Origin of the sequence: Micromonospora sp. B9E7, assembly GCF_039871815.1 — a bacterium.
GTDB lineage: Bacteria > Actinomycetota > Actinomycetes > Mycobacteriales > Micromonosporaceae > Micromonospora.
This window is the reverse complement of sequence record NZ_JBDPLX010000002.1, coordinates 307,887-330,911: the sequence shown is the minus strand read 5'-3', so window position 1 is coordinate 330,911 and position 23,025 is coordinate 307,887. Positions and strand designations below refer to the sequence as shown.

General features: G+C 73.6%; 22 protein-coding genes and 1 riboswitch. Of the genes, 6 read left to right on the top strand and 16 right to left on the bottom strand.

The window, feature by feature from the left end; translation table 11 throughout:
- Positions 1-25: 25 nt before the first annotated feature.
- The gene (locus tag ABGB10_RS04220; protein ID WP_347659515.1) at positions 26-1,174 is read right to left on the bottom strand and encodes an alcohol dehydrogenase catalytic domain-containing protein; all 1,149 of its coding nucleotides are present in this window, start codon (positions 1,172-1,174) and stop codon (positions 26-28) included.
- Complete coding sequence (locus ABGB10_RS04215) at positions 1,171-1,656, bottom strand: hypothetical protein (RefSeq protein WP_347659514.1); 486 nt, start codon at positions 1,654-1,656, stop codon at positions 1,171-1,173. Before ABGB10_RS04215 ends, ABGB10_RS04220 begins: the two co-directional genes overlap by 4 nt.
- A 134-nt stretch (positions 1,657-1,790) precedes the next feature.
- Between ABGB10_RS04215 and ABGB10_RS04210 the strand changes: the two genes are divergently transcribed.
- Positions 1,791-4,658, top strand: a complete 2,868-nt coding sequence (locus tag ABGB10_RS04210) for a LuxR C-terminal-related transcriptional regulator (protein WP_347659513.1) — start codon at positions 1,791-1,793, stop codon at positions 4,656-4,658.
- A 4-nt stretch (positions 4,659-4,662) separates the two neighbouring features.
- On the opposite strand, the gene ABGB10_RS04205 is transcribed toward ABGB10_RS04210, so the two are convergent.
- From ABGB10_RS04205 to ABGB10_RS04185, 5 genes are all read right to left on the bottom strand, one after another.
- Positions 4,663-5,211: a thioredoxin domain-containing protein gene (locus ABGB10_RS04205; protein WP_347659512.1), complete on the bottom strand. Its 549-nt coding sequence runs from the start codon at positions 5,209-5,211 to the stop codon at positions 4,663-4,665.
- Positions 5,208-5,705: a redoxin domain-containing protein gene (locus ABGB10_RS04200; RefSeq protein ID WP_347659511.1), complete on the bottom strand. Its 498-nt coding sequence runs from the start codon at positions 5,703-5,705 to the stop codon at positions 5,208-5,210. Before ABGB10_RS04200 ends, ABGB10_RS04205 begins: the two co-directional genes overlap by 4 nt.
- A 98-nt stretch (positions 5,706-5,803) precedes the next feature.
- The gene (locus ABGB10_RS04195) at positions 5,804-6,490 is read right to left on the bottom strand and encodes a BON domain-containing protein (RefSeq protein WP_347659510.1); all 687 of its coding nucleotides are present in this window, start codon (positions 6,488-6,490) and stop codon (positions 5,804-5,806) included.
- A 470-nt stretch (positions 6,491-6,960) separates the two neighbouring features.
- Positions 6,961-7,359 carry a hypothetical protein gene (locus ABGB10_RS04190; protein ID WP_347659509.1) on the bottom strand — a complete coding sequence of 133 codons (399 nt, stop codon included), beginning with the start codon at positions 7,357-7,359 and terminating at the stop codon, positions 6,961-6,963.
- A gap of 127 nt (positions 7,360-7,486) precedes the next feature.
- Positions 7,487-7,630: a hypothetical protein gene (locus ABGB10_RS04185; RefSeq protein ID WP_347659508.1), complete on the bottom strand. Its 144-nt coding sequence runs from the start codon at positions 7,628-7,630 to the stop codon at positions 7,487-7,489.
- A 387-nt stretch (positions 7,631-8,017) separates the two neighbouring features.
- On the opposite strand from ABGB10_RS04185, the gene ABGB10_RS04180 reads away from it, so the two are divergent.
- Positions 8,018-8,380 (top strand): STAS domain-containing protein, encoded by a 363-nt coding sequence (locus ABGB10_RS04180; protein ID WP_030330302.1) that lies wholly within the window; start codon positions 8,018-8,020, stop codon positions 8,378-8,380.
- 16 nt (positions 8,381-8,396) lie between these two features.
- On the opposite strand, the gene ABGB10_RS04175 is transcribed toward ABGB10_RS04180, so the two are convergent.
- Positions 8,397-9,224 (bottom strand): 5'/3'-nucleotidase SurE, encoded by an 828-nt coding sequence (locus ABGB10_RS04175; RefSeq protein ID WP_347659507.1) that lies wholly within the window; start codon positions 9,222-9,224, stop codon positions 8,397-8,399.
- A complete protein-coding gene (locus ABGB10_RS04170; RefSeq protein ID WP_347659700.1) occupies positions 9,221-10,183 on the bottom strand; it encodes a PfkB family carbohydrate kinase in 963 nt (320 codons plus the stop codon). The genes ABGB10_RS04175 and ABGB10_RS04170 overlap by 4 nt, the downstream gene beginning before the upstream one ends.
- Before the next feature lie 193 nt (positions 10,184-10,376).
- Between ABGB10_RS04170 and ABGB10_RS04165 the strand changes: the two genes are divergently transcribed.
- Positions 10,377-10,844 carry an SRPBCC family protein gene (locus ABGB10_RS04165; RefSeq protein ID WP_347659506.1) on the top strand — a complete coding sequence of 156 codons (468 nt, stop codon included), beginning with the start codon at positions 10,377-10,379 and terminating at the stop codon, positions 10,842-10,844.
- A gap of 288 nt (positions 10,845-11,132) precedes the next feature.
- Here ABGB10_RS04165 and ABGB10_RS04160 read toward each other — a convergent pair whose 3' ends face one another.
- From ABGB10_RS04160 to ABGB10_RS04140, 5 genes are all read right to left on the bottom strand, one after another.
- Positions 11,133-11,666 (bottom strand): hypothetical protein, encoded by a 534-nt coding sequence (locus ABGB10_RS04160; protein ID WP_347659505.1) that lies wholly within the window; start codon positions 11,664-11,666, stop codon positions 11,133-11,135.
- A 77-nt stretch (positions 11,667-11,743) separates the two neighbouring features.
- The gene (locus ABGB10_RS04155; protein WP_347659699.1) at positions 11,744-12,757 is read right to left on the bottom strand and encodes a hypothetical protein; all 1,014 of its coding nucleotides are present in this window, start codon (positions 12,755-12,757) and stop codon (positions 11,744-11,746) included.
- 55 nt (positions 12,758-12,812) lie between these two features.
- Positions 12,813-12,944, bottom strand: a riboswitch (cyclic di-AMP (ydaO/yuaA leader).
- 112 nt (positions 12,945-13,056) lie between these two features.
- A complete protein-coding gene (locus tag ABGB10_RS04150; protein WP_347659504.1) occupies positions 13,057-13,974 on the bottom strand; it encodes a cation diffusion facilitator family transporter in 918 nt (305 codons plus the stop codon).
- Positions 13,975-14,080: 106 nt separating this feature from the next.
- Positions 14,081-16,198 carry an AAA family ATPase gene (locus ABGB10_RS04145; RefSeq protein ID WP_347659503.1) on the bottom strand — a complete coding sequence of 706 codons (2,118 nt, stop codon included), beginning with the start codon at positions 16,196-16,198 and terminating at the stop codon, positions 14,081-14,083.
- A gap of 108 nt (positions 16,199-16,306) precedes the next feature.
- The gene (locus ABGB10_RS04140; protein ID WP_347659502.1) at positions 16,307-17,251 is read right to left on the bottom strand and encodes an alpha/beta hydrolase; all 945 of its coding nucleotides are present in this window, start codon (positions 17,249-17,251) and stop codon (positions 16,307-16,309) included.
- A gap of 169 nt (positions 17,252-17,420) precedes the next feature.
- On the opposite strand from ABGB10_RS04140, the gene ABGB10_RS04135 reads away from it, so the two are divergent.
- Complete coding sequence (locus tag ABGB10_RS04135) at positions 17,421-18,047, top strand: carbonic anhydrase (RefSeq protein WP_347659501.1); 627 nt, start codon at positions 17,421-17,423, stop codon at positions 18,045-18,047.
- Positions 18,048-18,132: 85 nt separating this feature from the next.
- Here ABGB10_RS04135 and ABGB10_RS04130 read toward each other — a convergent pair whose 3' ends face one another.
- Positions 18,133-18,462 (bottom strand): hypothetical protein, encoded by a 330-nt coding sequence (locus tag ABGB10_RS04130; protein WP_030330285.1) that lies wholly within the window; start codon positions 18,460-18,462, stop codon positions 18,133-18,135.
- A gap of 309 nt (positions 18,463-18,771) precedes the next feature.
- Here ABGB10_RS04130 and ABGB10_RS04125 point away from each other — a divergent pair, with 309 nt between their 5' ends.
- A complete protein-coding gene (locus ABGB10_RS04125) occupies positions 18,772-19,263 on the top strand; it encodes a DUF3145 domain-containing protein (RefSeq protein ID WP_347659500.1) in 492 nt (163 codons plus the stop codon).
- Between the two features lie 97 nt (positions 19,264-19,360).
- Positions 19,361-21,082 (top strand): glycoside hydrolase family 3 N-terminal domain-containing protein, encoded by a 1,722-nt coding sequence (locus ABGB10_RS04120; RefSeq protein ID WP_347659698.1) that lies wholly within the window; start codon positions 19,361-19,363, stop codon positions 21,080-21,082.
- 4 nt (positions 21,083-21,086) lie between these two features.
- Here the strand turns inward: ABGB10_RS04120 and ABGB10_RS04115 are convergent, their stop codons facing one another.
- A complete protein-coding gene (locus tag ABGB10_RS04115) occupies positions 21,087-22,964 on the bottom strand; it encodes an NAD-binding protein (RefSeq protein WP_347659498.1) in 1,878 nt (625 codons plus the stop codon).
- Positions 22,965-23,025: the final 61 nt, after the last annotated feature.

The following is a 23,025-nucleotide window of genomic DNA, read 5'->3' as shown; positions in this document are numbered from 1 at the left end:
CCGATGGCAGATCCCGAAGAGGCCGTCAGGGCGTGAACACGGCTCGTACACAACCGTCGGACCGGTCCCGGAACAACGCGTACCCGTAGGGGGCCTGCTCCAACGGCAACCGGTGGGTGGCTAGATGCTCGGTACGCAGCTCGTCGCGGGCCATCCGGTCCAGCAGCATCGGTATTTCGCGCAGGTCCGGCCGACGCGCGCCGCGCAGCGTGAGCCGGCGGTCGGTCACCGTGCCCAGCGGAAACGCGTCGGCGAAGCCGCCGGTCGCGCCGAGCACGACCACCACACCGCCCTTGCGGCAGGCGTGCACGGCCTCCCGCAGCGCGTCCGGTCGGTCGGCGGTGTGGCCACCGAACCGGTCGACAAGTGATCGGGCCGGCGGCGTGCCGACCGCCACCACACACACGTCCGGACCGCGTCCGCCGCTGCGGTCGCGCAGCTCCGCCGCGATGTCGGTGCGGCGGTAGTCCAGCGGCTCCGCACCGCAGTGCCGCTCGGCCATCCGCAACCGCGCCTCGTGGCGGTCCACCACCAGCACCCGGGCGGCACCGCGCAGCACCGCCGCCCGGGCGGTCAGCTGACCCACCGCCCCGGCACCCCAGATCGCCAGCACGTCACCCGGACGCACCGCCCCCAGATCCGCCGCCAGCCACCCGGTCGGCGCGGCGTCGGCGGCGAACACCGCCCGGTCGTCGTCGACCCCGTCCGGCACTCCGAAAGCGCCCACGTCGGCGTACGGCACCCGCACGTACTCGGCGTGACCGCCGGCGAACCCGCCCGCCGCTCGGGGCCGGCCGAAGCAACCGGCGTCGGAACGCTCCCAGTCGAGGTCCGCGCTCGCCGGGTCGGCGCTGCCGTTGTCGCAGCAGGAGTGCAGGCCCTGACGGCAGTACCAGCAGCCGCCGCAGGCGACGCTCGCGCCCACGACCACCCGGTCGCCGGTGCGGTGCCGGCGGACCGCGGGCCCGGCCTCGACCACCTCGCCCAGGAACTCGGCCCCGAGCACGTCACCGGCCCGCAGCAGCGGATCCCGGCCGGCCAGCAGCGGCAGGTCACCGCCGCTGGTGGCGCTGCGCCGAACCCGGACGATGACGTCCCGTTCGTTGCGCAGCTCCGGGTCGGGCACCTCGCGTACCGCCACCTCGTCGGCGGCCACCCAGCACAGCGCCCTCACCCGCGCACCTCGGGGCGGTCCAGCGGGGACCGGTCCGCGCGCAGCACCTCGCCGGCCTCCACGTGCTGCTTGACCTGGCGCAACGTCCGGCGCACCAGCAGCCCGGGGTCGTCGCCGACCAGGTGCGCGGCCAACCCGGCGGGCGGGGTGCCGCCGGCCAGCGGCCGGGCGGCCAACTCCGTGCCCCGGTCGCCGGGCGCCGGCCGCACCCGCACCTCGATCGCCCCGTCCAGCCGGCGCAGCGGCTCGGGCCAGCGACCGTCGGGAAGCACCTGCTCCGGCGGTCGGTCGACCGTCACCACCTCCCACCGGGCCGGCCCGACAGGGTCGCCGTCCGCGCCGGTCCGGCGGCGCGCGGCGGCATCGCCGTCCGCGCCCGGCCACCCCAGCCACCGGGGTACGCGCAGCAACCGCGCCGCCCCGGCCAGCGCACCGCTGCCGAAGGCGGGTCCCGCCCGCGCCAGCCGTCCCATCGGTCCCACCCGTCCTCCCGTCCACGTCTCCCGATCGTCGGTCCCGGTCGGGTGAAGCGTGCTCGCCCGGAAGGGGTGAACCGCCCCCCGCCGGGTAACCGCTCGCCGACCGGGGGCGGAACGTGCGGTGGGGGTGGGGCCGGGTGCCGGAACAGGATCGCGTGCGGGTCGAGCCGGCGGCGGGGCCGCCGCTGCTGGCGTCCCGGCTGACGCCGGCCGTGCCGCCGGAACCGGTGGTGGCCCGGCCCCGACTGCTGCGCCGGTTGGACGAGGGCAGCGCGGGACCGGTCACCCGGATCGCTGCTCCCGCCGGCTGGGGCAAGACCACCCTGCTCGCGTCCTGGGTGCGGCTGGGTGGCGCTCCGGCCGACGTCGAGCCGGGCGCTGTCGTGCCCGACTCCGGCCAACTGGCGGCCCCGCCCGAGGCCAGCCCGGTCCCGGCATGGGTGTCCGTGGAGGTCGGCGACGACGGTGACCGGCTCTGGGCGTACCTCGCGGCGGCGCTGCGCTCGGCGACCGGCTCGACGGAGAGCGGGCCGGTGCCCGACCGGTCGCCGCGCCCCGAGCACCTGGAGGCGCTGGCCGCCTCGCTCGCCGCCGCGGACCGGCCGGTGCTGCTGATCCTGGACGACCTGCACCGGGTCACCGACCCGGCCGCGCTGAGCGGGTTGGAGTTCCTGCTGCGCCATGCCGAGCAGCGGCTGCGTCTGGTGATCGGCGCGCGGGCCGGCTTGCACCTGCCGCTGCACCGGCTTCGCCTCGCCGGCGAGCTGACCGAGATCGGCCCGGACGAGTTGGCGTTCACCGACGACGAGGTGGCCGACCTGCTCACCGCGCACGGCGCCGCGCTACCGGCGGCCGCCGTGCACCGTCTGCGGGATCGGACCGGAGGGTGGCCGGCCGCGCTGCGCATCGCGGCCCTGGCGGTACGCGGTCAGCCCGACCCGGAGCGCTGGGTGGGACAGTTCGGCGGCGACCAACCGGAGATCGCCGGCTACCTGCACGAGGAGGTGCTCGCGACGCTCGACCCGGCCGAGGAGGACCTGCTGCGGCGTACCGCCCTGGTCGACACCGTCTGCGCCGACCTGGCCGAGGCGCTGACCGGCCGCGCCGATGCCGGGCAGGCGCTCGCCGACCTGGCCGGGGCCGGCGGTCTGCTGCACCGGGAGGACGTCCGCCCACCCTGGTACCGGTGCGAGCCCCTGCTCGCCGACCTGCTCCGCGCCGACCTGGCCCGGTTGCCCGCCGACGAGCTGCGCGAGCTGCACGCTCGGGCCGCCGACTGGTACGCGGGCGACGGCCGGCCGCCCGACGGTCTGCGGCACGCGCTGGCCGCCGGCCGATGGGAGCTGGCCGGTGACCTGTTCGTCGCGCACTGGCCGGAGCTGACCCGCTACGACCGTGCACCGGTGCACGCTCCGGCCCCCGGGTCCCCACCGGCGGAGGTGGTCCGCGCCGATCCGGAGGTGGCGTTGGCCTGTGCCGCCGAGCGTGCGTACGCCGGCGATCTGCCGGCCGCCGCCGGCCACCTACGCGCGGCGGCCGGACACGCCGCGGGCCTTCCCGTGCCGCGACGCGACCGGTTCCTGCGGTTGGTCACCGCGCTGGAGATGAGCGTGGCCCGGCTCGCCGACGACCCGGCGGAGGTTCGGGCCGCCGCCGCCCGACTGCTGCGAACCCGCCCGGCGGGCGCCACACCGACCCGGGTGCCGGACTCCGCGCCGACCGGGACTGCCAGCTCCGCGCCCACCACCGGTGGGGGCGGCGCGGCCGACGACGCGGACCTGAGGGCGTTCACCGGCACCGCCCTGGGGCTGGTCGAGCTGGCCGAGGGCGCGTTGCCGACCGCCCGCTTCGTCCGGGCCCGGGCGGCGGCTCGGGAGGCTGGTCGGCCGCGTACCGAGTTGGTCGGCGCCAGCCGCGCCGCACTGCTGCTCGCAGTCCGCGGCGAGCTGCGGGCGGCCGAGCAGGCGGCCCGGGACGCACTGGGCATGCCGCCCTGCCGGGGCTGGTCCTGTCGGCTCGACTGCGCCTACGCGTACCTGGCGTTGGCCCTGGTGGCGTTGCTGCGGGACCAGCCCGACGAGGCGACGGCGAACCTCGCTCTCGCCGGCCCCGCGTTCGGCGTCGCTGACGGCTGGGTTGGCAGCGCCGAGACGGGTACCGGCGACGCCTGGCTCGCCGCTGCCCCCGGCGAGCCCGTGGCGGCGGCGGTGGCCGCCCTGTGCCGGTCGCAGTTGCACCGCGACGCCGGCGACCCGGCAGCCGGCCAGCGGCTGCTCGTCCAGGCCGGTGCGGCGCTGGTCGACCGGCCCTCCGCCACGGAGCTGACCAGCCTGCTGCGAGCCGCCGAGGCCGAACTGCGCGCCGAGCGGGGCGACCTGGACGCCGCCCGCGACCTGTTGAGCGGCGCCGCCGACGACGGGACCGACCCGGCGCTCGCGGTGACGATGGCGAAGGTGGAACTGCTCGCCGGCGACACTGCCGCGGCCGGGCGGGCCCTGCCGAGCTGGCAGTCGCCGGCGGCCACGGCCTGGCCCCTGCCGGTACGCCTGGACGCGGGGCTGCTGGACGCCGTGCTGGCGGAGCAGGCCGGGGACGGTCGTCGGGCCGGCCGGATCCTGGAACAGGTGCTGGATCTGGCCGGCCCGCAGGGCTGCCGGCGGGTCTTCACCCGCGCCGCGCCACCCGTGCGGAACCTGCTGGCCGCCCACCTGGACGCCGGCACCGCGCACTTCGCGCTGGTCAGCGACCTGGTCCGAGGGGCCAGCGCGAGCACCACCGCCCGGCCGGCCGCCGCGCCCAGAGGCATGCTCGACGAGCCGCTCACCGAGCGGGAGCTGACCATCCTGCGCTACCTGCAGAGCATCCTGTCCAACGTGGAGATCGCCAGCGAACTGTCGCTCTCGGTCAACACGGTGAAGACCCACGTCCGCAACATCTACCGCAAACTCGACGCGACCCGCCGGCGTGAAGCGGTCCGGCGGGCGCGCGAGTTGCGGCTGATCTGAGCGGTCAGGCGTTGCCGGCGGCGTCCACGGCCGTCAACAGGTCGGGCAGGTCGTAGCCGCCGTCGTGCCGGACGCCGTTGACGAACAGGGTGGGTGTGCCGTTCACTCCGCTGCGGATGCCGCCCACGAAGTCCCGGCGTACGCGGTCCGCGTGCGCACGGCTCTCCACCTCGGCGTTCAACTCCTCCGGGGGCAACCCGACCTGCTCGACACCGAGCGAGAGGTGCACCGGATCGAGCTGGTCCTGGTGCTCGTACAACCAGTCGTGCATCTCCCAGAACCGCCCCCGCACCCCGGCTGCCTCGGCCGTCTCGGCGGCGCGTTCGGCGTACGGGTGCACGTTGGCGATCGGGAAGTACCGGTAGACCAGCCGTACGGTGTCGGCCCGCTGCCGCAGCAACTCGTGCAGATTCGGGTACGCGGCACCGCAGAACTGGCACTGGAAGTCGCCGTACTCGACGACGGTGACCGAGGCGTCGGCCGGCCCGCGGATGTGGTCCTCGGTGGTCACCGGATCCCGGAGTCGGGCGGTGACCTGCAGTGGCGTGGTCATCCGGTCGTCACCTTCCGATCGGCGGTGAGTTGGTCCAGCGCGTCGAAGATGCCGTCGGCGCCCGGGTTCACGTCGGGCGGCGAGAGATAGCTCCAGGCCACCGTGCCCGCCGGGTCGAGCACCACGAGCGCGCGGGCGGCCTCACCCCGCGGCTGGTACGCGCCGTAGGCACGGGCCACCTCGCCCTTGGGCTCGAAGTCGGCCAGCAGTGGGAACTCGATGCCCCGGCTCTGCGCGAACGCCCGGTGCGACCAGATGCCGTCCACCGAGAGGCCGAGCACGACCGCCTCGTACTGCGCGAAGACGGGTGCCGCGGACTGGTAGAGCGACATCTGGTCACCGCAGACCGGGCTCCAGTCGGCGGGGTAGAAGGCGAGCACGACCGGTCGGCCACGGAACTGCTCAGGCCCCGTCAGGTCCCCGTCCGGGGTGGCCGGCAGGGTGAAGCCGGGGGCGGCGTGTCCCGGTTGGATCAGCCCGTTCGGATCACTCATGCCCCCAGCCTGCTCCCGGGGTGGGTGAGGCGGACTCACCCACCCCGGGTGGTTCCGTGCCCGCGCGGCGCCCACTCAGCGCCGCGCGGGGCGCTCGCTCAATCCAGCACCGGGGCGACCGCGATGTGGTTCTGCACCTCGCGGATGCCGGGCGCGGACCACGCCACCTGCTCGACCTCGGCCCGCTCGGGCATCGAGTGCACCAGTCCGGCGAGCACCGCCGTGTCGCCGTGCACCCGGACGCTGATCCGTTCGGCCTCAGTCGCCCCGGCTCGGGCGAGAGCGTCGACGATCCGCTCGGCCAGGTCTCGACCGTCCGACGCGGCGGCCGGTTGGACGGTGATGCCGTTGCTGACCCCGCGTACGCCGGTCAGCCGGCCGACCGCCCGTTCGGCGGCGCGGCGCTGGTACTCCCACTCGACGTCGCCGTGCAGCGTCACCCAGCCGGCCGAGACGGTGACCTGGAGCTTCTCGATGGGCACGAACGCATCCCATTCCAGCGCGTGGCTGGCGGCGGCGGCCAGGTCGGGGTCGGTGCGCTCCGCGCCGGTGGCGAGTTGCACGGCCAGGTCGTTGGCGACGGCCCGGACCCGGGCGACCCGATGCGCGGCGCGTTCGGCGGCCCACTTCTTCGCGTAGCTGTCCACCCGGCCGGTCAGCGTGACGACGCCCTCGGCGACGGTAACGCCGATCTCGTGCGGCTGCACCCGTGGTTCCCAGGTCAGCTCGTCGAGTACGGCGGACTGGATGTCCTGGTCGGTGCGGCTGATCTCCGCGACGGCCATCTGTCCTCCTCCCGTGCTCCGATGGCGAACCGGGCGGCGACTCGCAGCCGGAGGCCCGCCGACGTCGAACCTGCCGCCGCACCGGGTGAACCGTCCTCGCCCGGAACGGGTGACGGCACAGTCGCTCCGCGATATCCGTCCATGGGAGCGCTTCCATCACGGGCGTGTTTCGGTTACGGTAATTGCGTTCCTCGATCGCGGGAGCCGTCGCGTCGGGTGGTGGAGCCAGGGGCAGCTCCGTCCGTCCCCGTCGTCGTGCCCGTCCCCCGGGCCACGGCGTTCCCGAACGGTCGCCCCCCGTCCCCCGGGGTGTGCCCCACCACCGCCACCCGAGCACCGGTCCGCCGGGCCGCCTGAGGGGTCCGGCACCCGGCGGACCGGCCCCACCCCGTACCGACCTCAGCGGTACGGGCCCCGTTCGACCTGGGTCGATCGGGGCCCGTGGGATGCGGTGCGCGGGAAGGTGGTGGTCAGACCGCCGGGGAGCTGGGGCGGTCGACGTCGACGAACTCCACGTCGTCGACGGAGGAGTTGTCCCGGCTGCCGGCGGCCCGCGCGGCGGAACCGACGGCCCACCCGACCGCCGCGCCGACCAGGGCCGCGCCGATCAGCAGTGTCCAGGGCAGAGCCGGCTGGCGACCGGCGAGTGCGTCGAAGGCCAACGAGGCGCGGCGGCGCGCCTCTTCGGCGGCGGAGCCCACCAGGTCACCAGCGCCATCGGCGAGGTCACCGCTGTTGCGACGGGCCGACCGCGCGGTGTCCCGCACACTGTCTCCGGCGTAGCTGACAGCGGAGGCCAGGTGTTCCCAGGCCTGGTCCGCGATCCGCTCCGGCTTGCTGCGGCGGTCCAGCAGGTTGGTTCCGAACATCGTGGTTACCTCCTCGGGTGCCGAAGCCGCCGGCCACTTCGGACTTCGGCGTCTGTTCAGCGCGTCACGGTTCGCCTACCCCGCCAGTGCCCAGGGGTGCCCGGGCGCAAACCCGGCTCGCCGAGAGTCAGCGCACCGCCACTGCCGCAACGCCCCGGGCGAAGTCGTCGTCGTCATCGTCGTCATCCCCGTCGCCGCCGCCGAAACCGCAGGCCAGCACGAGGGCAAGCAGGACGCCGACTCCAGCCAGCCCGGCAAGTCGCTTGATCATTGAAGGTCCTCTCCGTCAGGGTGGGTGTCCCGGCCGATGCTAGGACGGGTCGGCAACCATGGGCACCGATCGGGGCGGGCGGTCGCGGACGACACGCCGGTGGCACGCGGGACAGGCGTACGTCGTGGGGCGGTTGTCGGGCGTGCCGGGCCCGGACGGCTACCCTGGTCCGGCGACGCGTCGGTCACGACTGATCGACGAGGCGCAGATAACGAAAAGTGTTGAGTAATCAGATACTGAAAAGTACGGATATGGGCCCCTTTGTGGGCTCGGATCCGCGAATTGCTCATCCCGAGGGGTGGCGACCGAGGCCGTTGGAGGAATACTCTCGGTCGCGGCCCGCGTACTGATGAGGCGCCCGGGGGACGGGCGGGTGGAGGTGCTCGCGTGAGCCTGTCGATCGTGAAGTCGGTTCTGTCCGGTGGTGTCGTGGAGATCGCCCCGCGGGGCGAGATCGACGTCGACACAGCGTACGAGGTGCGCGAAGCGATCGCGGAGGTGCTGGCCAAGGGTCGGCCCCTGCGCATCGAGCTCAACATGAGGCTGGTCACCTTCATCGACTCCGTCGGCATCAGCGCCATGGTCGCCGGCTTCCAGACGGCTGAGGTCAGCGACGTCAAGCTGGTGGTCACCGAACCGAGCCGGTTCGTGCACCGGCAGCTCTGGGTGACCGGCCTGCTCGGCCTGTTCGGCGCCCCGGAGCCCTACTTCGCCGGTGCCGCCACCCCCGAGGTGCTGCCCGGCGCCTGAGCGCACCGGCCACCCGTCACGGTTGTTCGTCCAGCCCGGTCAGGTCGACGTCGGTCGCCTCGGTGACCGCCCGGACGGCCGTCACGGAGGCGTACCCGGCGGCCAGCAACGCCACGTCCGTGCCGGGCTGCGCGGCCTGCCCCGGCTCCTCCAGCGAGGTACGCACGAAGCCGTGGCCGGATTCGGCCACCGTCATCTGCACCTGACCGAAGCTGGCCAGCGCACCTCGACGCACTCCGCGCAGCCGCCCGTGCGGCAGGTCCGGTGCGTTCACGTTCAGCACGCTCTCGATCGGCGCGGAGGTCAACCGGGGGAGCAGATCCAGGGCAACCCGCGCGGCGGTGCTCCAGTGCCGTTCGGCGTCCCGTACCCGGGCGGCGGCATCCACGGCGGCGCCGCCGCTCGCCGCCGTCGCCTCACCCGCGGAGAGCACGTCGAGGGAGACCGCCATCGCGCGGCATCCGTTCGTGGCTGCGGTGAACGCGGCCCCGACCGTGCCCGAGTGCAGGACTGCGCGACCGGCGTTGGCACCACGGTTGATGCCGGAGAGCACCACCGACGGCGGTGGGCCGAACGCGCCGTGCAGGGCGATCAGCGTGATGAAGCCGGGGGAGCCGCCGACGCCGTACGCCGGCACGCCCTCCAGGTCGGGCAGCGGGTGATCGTTCACGACGACCCGCCCGTCCCGTTCCATGGCGCTCATCGCGGCGCTGGTGCCGCTCGCCTCCTCCAGCGGCGCGGCGACCACCACGTCCAGGCCCCGCTGCACGGCCGCCCAGGCGAGTGCCTGGATGCCCGGGGCCGCGATCCCGTCGTCGTTGGTGATGAGCACCCGCAGGGTCATCGTTCGACCACCCGGTCGGCCAGCTCGTCGGGGGTGGTCCGCTCCTGTGGCCGACTGTCCGCCGGCACCAGTCGGACCCGATCCACCAGGCCGGTGATCGAGTCCAGCCGTCCGGTGCCCAGGCCGTGCCGGGTCACGTTGAGCGCGCCGGCCGCCGCGCCGGTCCGGATGGCGGTCCGGATGTCCCCGCCGCTGGCCACGATGGCGGCGACCCCGGCGGTCATCGAGTCGCCCGCGCCGCGCGGGTCGGCGGCCTCCAGCCGCGGCATCTCGACCTCGAACAGTTCCCCGTCGATGAGCGCGAGCGCCGGCTGTTCGGCCCGGCTCACCACCACCGTCTCGGCGCCGGCCGCGTGCAGCTCGTACATGGCCCGGGTCAGTTCCACGCTGTCGTCGGTGCGGGCACGGCCGTCGCGGATCAACTCCTCGTGGCTCACCTTGAGGAAGAACACGCCGCTCTCCAGTACCGCGGCGAGATGGTCGCCGGAGAGGTCGACCACCACCCGACCGCCGTTGGCGCCGAGGTCCGCCGCGAAACGCCGGTACAGGTCGGCGGGGACGAGCCACGGCTCGTTCGGCCCGCTGAGGATGCTCACCGCCGCCCCCAGGCCCTCCCCGAGAGCCAGGTTGTACAGCTCGTCGAGTTCGTGTCGGCTCAACGGCTGCCCGGGTACGTCGGCGATCTCCTGCCGGGATCCGCTCCGGCGGTCGTGCACGTACCCGCCGCTGCCGGAGTCACGGACCACCACCTTGAGGTCGACGCCCTCGCTGACCAGGAGCGGCTCCAACACCTGGCCGATCTCGCCCCCGAGGGCGGCGCAGAGCACCACGTCGACGCCGAGCGAGAGCACCATCCGGGCCTGCCAGACACCCTGCCCGCCCGGGTGCAGGTGCAACTCGGGGTGGTCGTTGGGCTGGTCCACGGTCACGGTCAGCTGTGGAGTGGGCGCGAAGACCATCACGTGCCCGCTCGCCGGATCGTCGCCGTTCATGGTGTCCGCCCCCAGCACGGTCGGGTGATTCCTCACCGAACAACCTTAATGCGACGACTGGTGGTGCGGTGTCTCATCGTCCCGGGTCCGTCCACCGGGGCCGTTGCCAGCCGGACATCGGTAGGGGACGATCGTGCGACCATCGATGGCGGGAGACGGTGTGCTCAGCAGCGATACCTTCAGCTACACCGTCCAGGCCCGGTGCTCGCCGGCCCACGCGGCGGCCATACTCAGCGACCTGACCCGGCAGGGCGAGCTGCACCCGTTGATCGTCCGGGTCCGTCGACTGCCGCCCCGACCCGGCGCGCAGGCCAGCTACACGATCAACGACCGTCTGGCGGTCGGCCCGCTGCGCTTCACGACGACGTACCACGCGGACGTGCTGATCAGCGAGGACGACGAGATCGTCATGGTGGCCCGTCAGTGGCCGGCGACCACCGTGCGCAACCACACCCGGCTGCGCCCCGAGCCGGACGGCCTGGTCCGGATCGACGTCGAGATCACCCTGACCGCGCCGACCCCGCTGTTCCGGTACGCGTTCCGCCAGGCCCGTGCCGCCCACCTCGCCCTGGCCACCCGACTGGGCCCGGCCCTGGAACGCGCCACCGACCCCCCGCCCTCCGCCTGACCCGCCTGACCCGCCTACGCCCCAGGCCTCGTGCCCATGCCGTGCGCCCGCGCCCTGCGCCCTGCCCAAGATCCCAGCAACATCTCGGATGTTGCTGCCTCCGGCAGGCGGGAGACACCACCATCCCTGATGTTGCGCGGATCTTGAGGACGAACACCGGCGCGGCCGACCGGGAGCGGATCGGAACGTCCGCAGCCGCCAAGGTCACGCTCGATCGTGGATGTAGTGGCCTCCGTGGCGTCAGGAGGCCACTACATCATGGTTGCAGTGCGATCATGATGTAGGTGGTCACCCTGGCGGCGTCGTCGTCGCGGCCTGGTCCAGGGCGGCGCGGGTGCTGTTCGCGGTGGTCGGTCGGGTGACCGGCCGCCGGCCCCACGGCTTGTAGGTGGACAGCACCGTCGCGATGATCATGAGGCTGGTCGACACCGCGGGTGCGATCACCAGGTCGGCGCGATCCCGTGCGGGCAGGGCGGCGCCCAATGCTCCGGCGTGTCGCAGGTTCGGGGTGAGCAGGAACAGCACCAGTCCGACCATCACCGTGGTGAGCACGAGCTTGACCAGCACCCACCGGTAACGCAGCAGGCCCCACGGCGTGAGCAACGCGCTGGCGACACCGATCAGCCAGACCAGGACGCTCAGCGGCGCGAACAGGACGGTGCCGACCACCGCGCCGACCGGGTAGAAGACGGCCGGGTCGGCACCCCGCTGCACGGCGATGCCGAGGGTGAGCAGCACCAGGTCGGTGCCGAGCCAGCCCAGCGAGGTGACCAGATGCAGGGTGAGCAGCCCCTTGCGGGCCGTGGGTGGGATCCGAGGCATACCGCGATGCTGCCCGCCGACCCTGGCCGGGTCGTCCGACCACCGACGACATCAGGTGTACGTCCGGCCACGGGTGGTCAGTAGACCGACAGGTGTACGTGGTTGGTGTGGTCGGTGGACGGCGTGCCGTTAGCGCCGCTGTACGACTTCCACCCGCTGCTGGGCAGCCAGATCTGTCGGTACCAGATCACGTACAGCACGGCGAGCCGGTCGGCGTTGCGGATGAAGTACGCGGCCAGGTTGTTGCCGTACGTCTTGTCGCCGCCGGTGGCGTTCCCGCCGAAGCCGCTCTTCTGCGCGGCGAAGTCGCAGGCTCGGCCCTTCGGGTGTTCGCCGGAGCCTCCGTTGCGGTGGCAGGAGACGTACCGGGTGAAGCCGGCGGCCTTGGCCTGGTTGAGGGCGTGCAGGGTGCGCGGGGTGACGCAGCCGCTGGCCGGCGTGGGGTCGTCGACGCTGCACGACTCCTTCGGCCAGGAGCCGTCGGAGTTGCGCGGCGCGGCCTTCGCGTTGCTGGTGGAGGTGCCCCGGTTGGAGTCGGTGTCGGCGGTGGTCTGCGGCTTCGGGGCGGTGGCGACGGTCAGGGCCCGCTCTGCCTGCTCCTTGCGCTTGGCCATCACCGCGACCTGCTTGCGTTGTTCGTTGATCTCACCGTCCAGGGCGACCCGGGTGCGGTTGGCCTGGTCCTTGCTGGCGAGGAGGTCGCGCAGCACCCGGTCCTCGTTGGCGGCCACCGCGTCCAGGGCGGCGGCCCGGTCCATGAAGCCTTCCGGGCTGTCGCTGTTGAGCAGCGCCGACATCGCGCTGAGTCGGCCGGTGCGGTACGCGACGCCGGCGATCTCGCCGACCTTGCCGCTGCGCTGGTCGAGCTCGACCTCGAGGGTCTTCAACTGGGTGGTGAGCTGCTGCTGCCGCTGCACGGAGGCGTCCAGGGCGCGCTTCGCGTCCAGGTAGCCCTTGCTGGCGGCCTCGAGTTGGGCTCGAAGTGCCGGGGTGCCGCCCTCTTCGTCGGAGTCAGGTGCGGCGGCCCGTTGGCCGGTCGGGGGAGCGGCCGAGGCGGTGCCGGCCGGGAGCGCGACGCCGAGGGCGAACATCGCGACGATCAGGGCCGCCAGTCGGGCGGCAGGTGGTCGTGCTGGTGCCACTGCGCAGTCCTTCCGTCAGCCGCCGACCGGGTTAGCTGACGGGTTCGGGACGGAAGATCCCTACCGCTGACGCGGATGCACCCCAGGAACATGGTTCCCCGGTTCGCCCGTGCGGGCGATTAGGCGACGACCACCACCGGCGCCGGGAGGCGCCGCCTGGTGGCGGCCGGGACCGAGCCTACCGGTACCGGTGGGGCGGCTGCAGCGAATGTGACGGACGGTGCGTGCGTCGTGACGGGGAGCCGCCGTCACCACTCGATGGAGCCGCATGCCCCGGAGGGGGCACCCGGCTCGATCTGCAACGTCGCGTGCTCGATCCGGAAGTCGTCGTGCAGGGCCGTACGCGCGGCGGTGAGCACCGCGCCGACCTCCGCGCCGGGCTCCATGGTCAGGTGTGCGGAGGCCACGTCCATGCCCGAGGTGAGCGTCCAGACGTGCAGGTCGTGCACCTCGACCACGCCGGGGACCGCGGCCAGCCGGTCGTGCACGGCGGTCACCTGGAGGTGTTCCGGTGCGGCCTGCACCAGGATGCGGACGGCTGCCCGGGCCAGCCGCCAGGTGCGCGGCAGGATGAACACGCCGATGGCGACGGCGACCAGCGGGTCGGCCCACCACCAGTCGGTGACGGTGATGAGCAGCGCCGCGCCGATCACGCCGACCGAGCCGAGCAGGTCGCCGAGCACCTCCAGGTAGGCGCCCTGGATGTTGATGCTCGCCTGCGCGCCGGGGCGGAGCAGGGCGAAGGCGACGACGTTCGCGAGCAGGCCGAGCACGGCCACCACGAGCATCGGGCCGGTGACGACCTCGTGCGGGTCGCCGAAGCGGCGGATCGCCTCGACCACCACGTAGACCGCGACGCCGGAGAGCAGGACGGCGTTGGCCAGCGCGGCGAGCACCTCGAGTCGGTAGAGCCCGAAGGTGCGCTGCGGGTCACCGGTGGCCCGCCGGGTCGCGGTGATCGCGGCGAGCGCCATTCCGATGCCGAGCACGTCGGTGAACATGTGCCCGGCGTCGGAGAGCAGGGCGAGCGAGCCGGTGTGCAGGGCGGTCACCGCCTCGACCACCATCAGGGTGGCGAGCAGCCCGAATGCCGCCCAGAGTCGCCCCCGGTGCTGGTGTGCGGCATTGGCGACGGACCCGTGGTGGTGGTCATGACCTGCGCCCACGTGAATTACCTTCCGCCGCCATCCGGGTTCCGGTCCAATGTATGTTCACATCGCAATGTATGCAAGTGTGCGGGCGGTGCCTCCCACCGACGGCCGCCCGGCCAGGTCAGCCGGTCGGGTCGATGGTGGTGAGTCGCTGGGTGGCCCGGGACAGCGCCACGTACAGGGTGCGCACCCCGGCACCCGGATCCGCCCGGATCTCGCTCGGGGAGACCAGCACGACTCCGTCGTACTCCATGCCCTTGGCCTCCAGGCTGGTGACCACCTGCAACCTCGGCGCGTCGAGCGCGTCGAGCCATCCGGCGACCTCGTCCCGACGCGGCACCGGCGTGATCACGCCGACCGTGCCCTCCACCTCGGCCAGCAGGTCGGCGGCGGCCTTCACGGTCGCGGTCGCCAACCCCGTCGCGGGCACCACCAGCTCGACCGGATCGACCCCGGTGGAGCGGACGGCGGTCGGCAGCGGCAGGTCCGGGTAGAGCCGACGGATCTCCGCCGCCGCCACCGCGAAGATCTCCGAGGAGTTGCGGTAGTTGGTCGTGAGCGTGAAATCGTGCCGCTTGCGCCGGCCCAGCGCCTGGTCCCGAGCCCGGTCCAACTCGTCGGGGTCGCCGGTCCACGCGGTCTGCGCCGGGTCACCCACCACCGTCCAGGAGGCCAGCCGACCACGACGACCGATCATCCGCCACTGCATCGGTGAGACGTCCTGCGCCTCGTCGACCACCACGTGGGCGTAGTCCCGGTAGTCCTCCGGGCGTTCCCGGGCCGCCGCACGGGCGGCCCGCTGCCGGTCGCCGAGGGTGCTCAGCTCGCGTACGCCACCAGCCAGCTGGAACGGGTCGCGACGGGCCCGGGCCGGCTGCGCCGGCTTGCCGAGCAGCGCGTCCAACTCGTCCAACAGCGCGATGTCGGCGATGGTCAGCCCGGTCGAGTCGAGGTCCCGGTACGCGGCGGTGAGCATTCGGATCTCCGCATGGGAGAGGATCCCCCCGGCGTACCGACGCAGCCGGTCCGGCTGGGTCAGCCAGCCGAGCACGTGCCGGGGGTGCAGACGAGGCCACCACGCCTTGAGGAACTCCCGGAACTCCGACCGTTCGGCGATCTCCGCCTCGAAGGCCCGCTGCTCCGGCAGTCGGGTGATGCCCACCTCCCGGGCCTGCGCCCAGAGCGCGGCGAACACCCCGTCGAAGCCGGCCCGGCGCACCTCGTTGCGTCGGGCGCCCCGGTGCAGCGCGCGGTCCCGGATCCGGTCCAGCGTCGTCCGGTCCAGCCGCAGCAGCGTGCCCCGGTAGAGCAGCCGCAGTTCACCCGGGCCACCCGGCACCGCGTCACGGGCCGCCCGCTCCAGCACCCGACGCATCCGCAGCGAACCCTTCACCGCCGCCACCTCCGGCGGGTCGGGGCGCGTCGCCGTCATCCCCGGAAAGAGGGTGCCCAGCGAGTGCAGGGTCGCGGTGTCCTCACCGAGCGACGGCAGCACCGAGCCGATGTACTCCACGAAGACCGACGACGGGCCCACCACCAGGATGCCGCCGCCCGCGTACCGGCTGCGGTCGGAGTAGAGCAGGAACGCGGCCCGGTGCAGTGCGACAGCGGTCTTACCGGTGCCGGGGCCGCCGGCGACGATCGTGACCCCGGAGCCGGGAGAGCGGATGGCCTCGTCCTGTTCCCGCTGGATGGTCGCCACGATGTCCCGCATGCCCCGGCCGGTGGCCTTGGACAGGGTGGCCAGCAACGCGCCGTCACCGACGACGGTCATCCCCTCCGGGGCGGCGTTCGGGTCCAGCAGATCGTCCTCGATCCGGGTGACCCGTTCGGCGCGGGACTGGATCGTGCGGCGGCGCACCACGCCCAGCGGCTGCGCCGGCGTGGCCTGGTAGAAGGCGGCGGCGGCCGGCGCCCGCCAGTCGACGACCAGCGTGCGGGCGTCCTCGTCCCGGATGCCGAGGCGCCCGACGTGCAGCACCTGACGGTCGCGCAGGTCCAGCCGGCCGAAGACCAGCCCCTCGTGCTCGGCGTCCAGGGTGTGCCGCCGCTGCGCCGCGTGGAAGACCATCGCGTCGCGCTCGACCAGCGCGCCGTGCGTACCCACCCGGGCCATCCGGTAGCCGTCACGCTCGGCGCGGACCGCCGACTGCCGCAGTTCGGCCAACCGCGCGTACACCCGGTCGAGGTGGCGTTGCTCGACGGCGATCTCCTGCTCCAGGCCGGTCTGGTCGGTCAACGCACGCTCCTTCGAAGGTCGCCGGCAGGCGGCGGGAACCGCGCAAGCCAACCGCAGAAGGGTACGGCCCCGCGCCCGACCCGCCGCGCCCGAGGTGCGGGAACGTGGTCAGGCGCCGCTCCGGGCGGGAGCCACGCCGAGGCCGCGGGACGAAGTTTCGGCGAGCACCCGACGGAGGACGCCGGTGAGCGCGGTGTTGACCTCGTCCGGGCGCTCCATCATCAGCATGTGCCCGGCACCAGGGCAGACGGTCAGCTCGGTGGCCGGCAGGGCCGCCGCGATCGACTCGGCGCACGGTGGTGGCGTCAGCCGGTCCCGGTCGCCGACCAGCGCGGCGGCCGGCAGATGGGCCAGCGCGGCGAGCGTGTCCAGGCGGTGCTGGGCGCCGATGGAGGCGCGGAACCCGCCGATCGAGCGCAGCGAGGCACGAGCCACCGCCGAGGTAACCAGGCGGAGGTCGGACGACTCACAGCGGTCGCCGAAGAGCATCCACCGGATGCTCGGTCGCAGCGCGTTCAGCAGCGCCCGGGGCGCCCGCCACGAACCGCACCTGGCCAACACCCCGGCACCGGTGGTCTCGGCCAGCCGGATCAGCCGGGCGATCCGCGGCGAGAGCCCGTAGACGGTGTGCGTGTGCCCCTCGGCGGTGGTCGAGACGAAGACCAGCCCGGCCGTCCGGGCGGCGAAGTGCGCGGGGTGGCGGTGGGCGTACTCCATGATCGTCATGCCGCCCATCGAGTGCCCGACCAGGAGCACCGGCCCGGACGGCGCCACCCTGTCGATCAGCGCGGCCAGGTCGTCGCCGAGCTGGGCCAGGGTGGCCGTGGGCAGCGCCATGCAGCTGGAGCGCCCGTGCCCCCGCGCGTCGTAGGTGACCACCCGCACCGCCCCGTCGACCGAGGCGCTGAGCGCGTCGACCTGTCGGTGCCAGGCGCGCCCGTCCAGCGTCCAACCGTGCAGCAGGACAGCCGTCACCTGGGCGTCCGTCGGCCCCGTCACCTCGACGTTGAGCCGTACGCCGTCCGGCATGGCAACCTCGAACCGCTCCGGCATCGCCACCTCCCCAGGGCCGCCCAGCACCACCAGCACCGGGATACCCGGCGGTAACACCGGCTACCCGCCATGACACCACGCCAATCGCACCAGGGCGAACATTCCCGACCTCGCCCCTGCTCGTCGGAGGAAGGCCAAGCTGAACGGCATGGGGTCGTCGGGAGCACCCATGGGTGGTACGCCGGGGCAGGGGCGGCAGGCCGGCGGCACGCCCCGCGCCGCGCTGGCCGACCTGCTCGCCGGGAACCGGCGGTTCGTCAGCGGGCAGCCGATCCACGGGCACGACGTCACGGCCGCAGCCGCCGCCTCTGGTGACCAGCAGCCGTACGCGGTGGTGCTCGGCTGCATCGACTCTCGGGTGCCGCTGGAGGCGATCTTCGACCAGACGTTCGGCGCGATCTGCGTGATCCGTACCGGTGGGCACGTGCTCGACCGGGCGGTGTGCGGCTCCATCGAGTACGTGGTCGGGCAGCTCGGCGTACCACTGGTGCTGGTCCTCGGCCACGAGCGGTGCGGCGCGGTGGGCGCCGCCGTGGACGCGCTGCGCACCGGGGAACGTCCCGGGGGGTCGCTGGCGTACCTGGTGGACGAGATCGCCCCGGCGGTGACCGACGTCGGGTTCGACGACCCGGCGGTGCACCCGCTGGCCATCCGCCGGCACGTCCGGCGGACGGTGCGCATGCTGCGTGAGGACGACCTGCTGGCCGGGCCGGTGGCCGCCGGGCGGGTGGCCGTCACCGGCGGCCTCTACGACCTGGCCACCGGTGAGGTCGCCCTGCTCGACCCGGGCTCGTGACCCCGGGGGATCTCGCCCGGGACACGCGAAACCGCCCGCCGGGAACTCCCGACGGGCGGTTTCAGATGATGCGGTGGGGGAGGGCTCAGCCCTCGAAGACACCGGCCGCGACGAGGCGCTTCTCGGTGGCCTCCCAGCCGTCACCCGGGTGGGTGGCAGCCAGGTTGTTGATCTCCGCCCGGATCTTGGCGGCGTGGCCGGCAGCGGCCAGCACGCGGATCTCCTCGACGAAGGCGTCCGAGTCGGTACGCAGGTGCGCGGTCTTGCCGTTGGTCAGGTTCCGCACGTAGGCGTGCTTGCCGCCGTTGAGCGGGATGAGGTACTTGAACTCGCCCAGCACGCTGAGGGCGCCACCCTGGCCAGCCTGGCCGGCCCGGACTGACGCGCGCGCGGTCTTAGAGGTGTTGCTCGCCACGGAGGTACTCCTTGCAAGACGTACGGGAGGACTGGACGTCCGGGGGCTGTGTGCGGGCCGAACGTGGACTCGGCTCGCGTAGGTGTAACGCGGCATAAGCCGCCGGTGGAACTGTACAGGACCACGACATCATGCTGGTCGTCGCGGTGTCCTGAGAGGCAACGGCAGCCACCCGTCCGGCTATTCCGCCCGGCGTTTTTTCCGATTCCCTGGCGCACCACGCGTCACAGGAGTCATCATGTGTTGCACGAGCCACCTGGGTGGTCGAGGTCGTAGGGGAAGACGCACCTCGCTCTCCGGGAGGTCACCGTGCCAACGCGTGGCGTCGTATACGTCCACTCGACCCCGCTCGCCGTGTGCTCGCACGTCGAGTGGGCGATCGCGCGCGTCCTAGCCGCGCCGGTCAACCTGCAGTGGACGGCTCAGCCCGTCGACCCCGGCGCACGCCGGGCCGAGTGCGGGTGGACCGGTCGTCCGGGGACGGGCGCCGAGCTGGCTGCTGCCCTACGGCAGTGGCCCATGATCCGTTTCGAGGTCACCGAGGAGCCGAGTCCCGGCGCCGACGGTGAACGCTTCATGTACGTGCCGGCCCGTGGCCTGTTCCGGGCCACCGTCGGCGTGGCCGGCGACATCCAGCTCGGCGAGGACCGGCTACGGGCGCTGATGGCCGCCTCCCGGGCCCCGGAGGCGCTGGCGCACGCCCTCGACAAGGCGCTGGGCACCGCGTGGGACGCTGACCTGGAGCCCTTCCGCTACGCCGGCGACGGCGCGCCGGTGACGTTGCTCACCCGGGTCGGCTGACCCGTACGCGTGCCGGTCGGGCAACCTGCACGCATGTCGTCGGTGGACCCCTGCGGGCGGAAAGGTCAAGTTGCCCCGATAAGGGGGAACTGATGGGATAGGCCGCGTGTCGAATCGCCCGCGGCGCGCCGCCGTCGCAGTCGCCGCTCTGACCGTGCTGCTCGTCTCCGGCTGCTCGGGTGCCGCCGAACGCCCGGCCCCGACGCCGAGCCCGGGCGGCACCTCCACAGCGCCGGGCACCTCCGCCGCGCCGCCAGCCAGCGATCCCGCCGCCAGGGCCACCGCGCTGGTCGCCACGCTGTCCGACGAAGACCTGGTCGGCCAGGTGCTGATGCCGTACGCCTACGGCGACTCGGCGACGAAGGTCTCGGCCGGTTCGGCCGCCGGCAACCAGGCCCTCGCCGGAGTCGACACCCCCGCCGACATGATCAGCAAGTATCGGCTGGGTGGTCTGATCCTGGTCGGCTTCAGCGCCGACGACCCGACCAAGGGCAACCAGGAGACCACCAACGTCGACAACCCGAAGCAGGTGCACGAACTCACCACCGGGCTGCGCGCCGCCGCCGGTCGGCTCGCCGCCGGCCCCGCGCCGCTGCTGATCGGCACCGACCAGGAGTACGGCGTCGTCACCCGCGTGACCGACGGGGTCACCCTGCTGCCCAGCGCGCTCGCGGCGGGCGCGGCCGGCGACCCGAAGCTGACCGAGGCCGCCTGGCGGGCCGCCGGTGCCGAGTTGGCGGCGATGGGAATCAACGTCGACTTCGCCCCGGTGGCCGACGTGCTGGCCACCCGCAGCACCGTGATCGGGTCCCGGTCGTACGGCTCCGACCCGAAGCAGGCCGCGGCGCAGGTGGGCGGTGCCGTCCGTGGCCTGCAGGCGGTCGGGGTCGCCGCCACCCTGAAGCACTTCCCCGGGCACGGCCACAGCGCCGACGACTCGCACCAGGATCTGCCGGTGCTCACCCAGTCCGCCGAGGCGTTGCAGACCGGCGCCTGGCCGCCGTTCACCGCCGGCATGGACGCCGGAGCGATGGCGGTGATGTCCGGCCACCTGGACGCACGGGCGATCGACCCGGGAACCCCGGCGACGTTCTCGCACAAGCTGCTCACCGACGTCCTGCGCGGCCAGCTCGGCTTCAAGGGCGTGGTGATCACCGACGGGATGAACATGCCCCCCGCGAAGCGCTGGGCGCCCGGCGAGGCGGCCGTCCGCGCGCTGAACGCCGGTAACGACCTCATCCTGATGACCCCGAACGTCGGTCAGGCGTACGACGGGCTTCTCGCCGCGCTGCGCGGTGGGTCACTGCCCCGGACCCGGCTGGTCGAGGCGGTCACCCGGGTGCTGACCATGAAATTCCGTCTCGCGGAGACCCCGGCCGCGCAGATGTCCACGCTCAACGCCCCGGAGCACCGCGCGGCGGCCGACGCGCTGGCCGCCGCCGCCGTCACCATGCTGCGCGGCACCTGCGGCGGGGCGGTACCCGGACCGATCACCGTCACCTCCTCCGGCGGGCGGGACGGCACCCGGGCCGCGCTGACCGCAGCCGGGGTGCAGGTGAAGCCCAGCGGCGGCACGATCGTGCACCTGGTCGGCTACGGCGACGGGGCCAACGACCTGCGTCCCGACGCGGCGGTCACCGTCGCCATGGACACCCCGTACGTGCTGACCGGCGCGAAGTCGCCGACGCTGCTGGCCACCTACTCGTCCAGCCGGGCGTCGATGACCGGGCTGGCCGCCGTGCTGGCCGGCAAGGCCCGGCCGAGCGGCCGGTCCCCGGTGACCGTGCCCGGCCTGCCCGCCACCACCTGCGGCACCTGACCCGTCAGAGCCCGCCCTCGGCCGTTGGCGGATCGGTGCCGTCCGCGCCGGAGGGGTGCGGCAGGGCGTTCGTTCCCGGCGGGTCGGCCGGGTGGCGCGTCGCCGGTGGTCGCAGCAGCCGTAGTGGCGTCCCGCCGATCGTGGCCGGCGACGTCGGCGGCGGGTCGGCGCTGGCCACCGTGCGGGCGAGCAGCGCCGCCAGCCCGGCCCGGGTGGCGACGACCAGCAACCGATCGGTACGCACCAGAGGCCGCCGTTGCGGCAGCGACCAGATCGTCTGCCCGGCCCGCCCGGTCCGCATCGCGATCACCCGGGCCTCCCGCGGACGGCTGACCTGCGGACAGGAGCGGCCTTCCAGATCCGAGCCGGCCCCGACCGGCAGCTCGGCAACCAGCAGGACCCGCCGACCCACCGAGATCGTGTCGATCACCTCGCGGCCCATCATGGCCGCGGCGAACGCCGGCGCGGCCAGGTACGAGACGCTGCGCGAGTGGTTGATCCCGAACGCGCGCTGCACCCGCTGCGCGAACCCCTCGTCGAAAAGCCTCAGCACCACCCGCAGCGGAGCCGCCACACCGCCGGTCGCCGTCGTGTGCAGCGAACGCCCGAGCAGTGCGGTCTCCAGGTTGGTCACATCATCCGCGCAGAGCACCACCAGGGCGCGGCAGGTCGACACGGACGCCGCCCGCAACGTCTCCGGGCTGGTCGCGTCGCCGATCAGGAATGGCACGCCCAGCTCGCGGGCCACCGCCACGCCACGAGCGGTCGGCGCCCGGTCCACCGCCACCACGGTCACGCCGAACGAGTGCAGTTCCTGCACCACCCGGGTGCCGACGTTGCCCAACCCGACCACGATGACGTGGTCGTCGAGCGGGTCGGTGAGCCGACCGGCCGCGACCGCCAACCGGGCCCGTACCACCGAGTCGACCACCAGCGCGGTCACCGTGGGAACCAGGGCCACGCCGGTGACCACCAGCAGCAGGGCGGTGAGCTTTTCCACCAGTGAAGCGGCCGGGTCGGCCTCCGCGCTGCCCAGGGCGGTGAGCAGCGTCAGGTAGCCGGCCTGCACCGGGTCCAGGTCCCGGGCCTGCCCGAGCAGGAGGCTACCGACGATGAGCAGCGCGGCCGAGGCACCCAGCGCCCAGCGCAGGCGTCTGCCGAGGACCAGCCGGGCGGTCCGCAGCAGACGCCGCCGGGGTCGGGCCCGGACCGGACGCCGTTGGCCGTACGCCCGCACCAGCACCAGATCGGCGGAGTCCTCGTCCTCCGGAAGAGTGATCGGCTCGGGGCCGCTGGTGTCGGCCAGCGCGCAGACCACGTCCGTCGTCGCCGGGTCGAGCGCGTCCCGGTTCGCCGTGCGCAGCAGCTCGTCGTCGGGCAGCCGGAGGAAGGTCGGCGTGTCGTCGCCCAGGGTGGCCGCGACGAACGCGGGCGCGGCGATCTCCGAACCGGACAGGACCGCGCAGTCGCCGAGCATGGTGGCCACGCCCTCGCCGAGCACCGGGTTGAACAGGCGGACCACGATCCGGACGTCCGGGTCGAACTCCCGAATGATCAATGCGGCGTCCACGTTGGCCACGTCATCGGCACTGACCAGCGCGACCGCCGCCGCAGCCCGTACGCCGGCCTGGTCCAGGACCTCGGCCGTCAGCCGGCGGGCCACCACCACCTCGGGGCGTGGGCCCGTCGCCTCGGCGTCCGACGCGAGCTCCGCGATGTCCGGCGCGTGATTCTCGGTCAACGACGGCAGCAGGACGGTGACCGTGACGCCGTACCGGTCGACCAGTTCGGTGACCAGTCGGCGGGCCAGAGCGTTGTCGCCGCAGACCACGAACCGTCGGCCGGGCTCTGAGCCGATGCCGTCCGCGCTGTCGTCGGGCACGTCCGCATGGTAGCTGTCACTGGCCAGGCAGCCGAGCCCGTGCGGATCGGCGTCCCTGAGG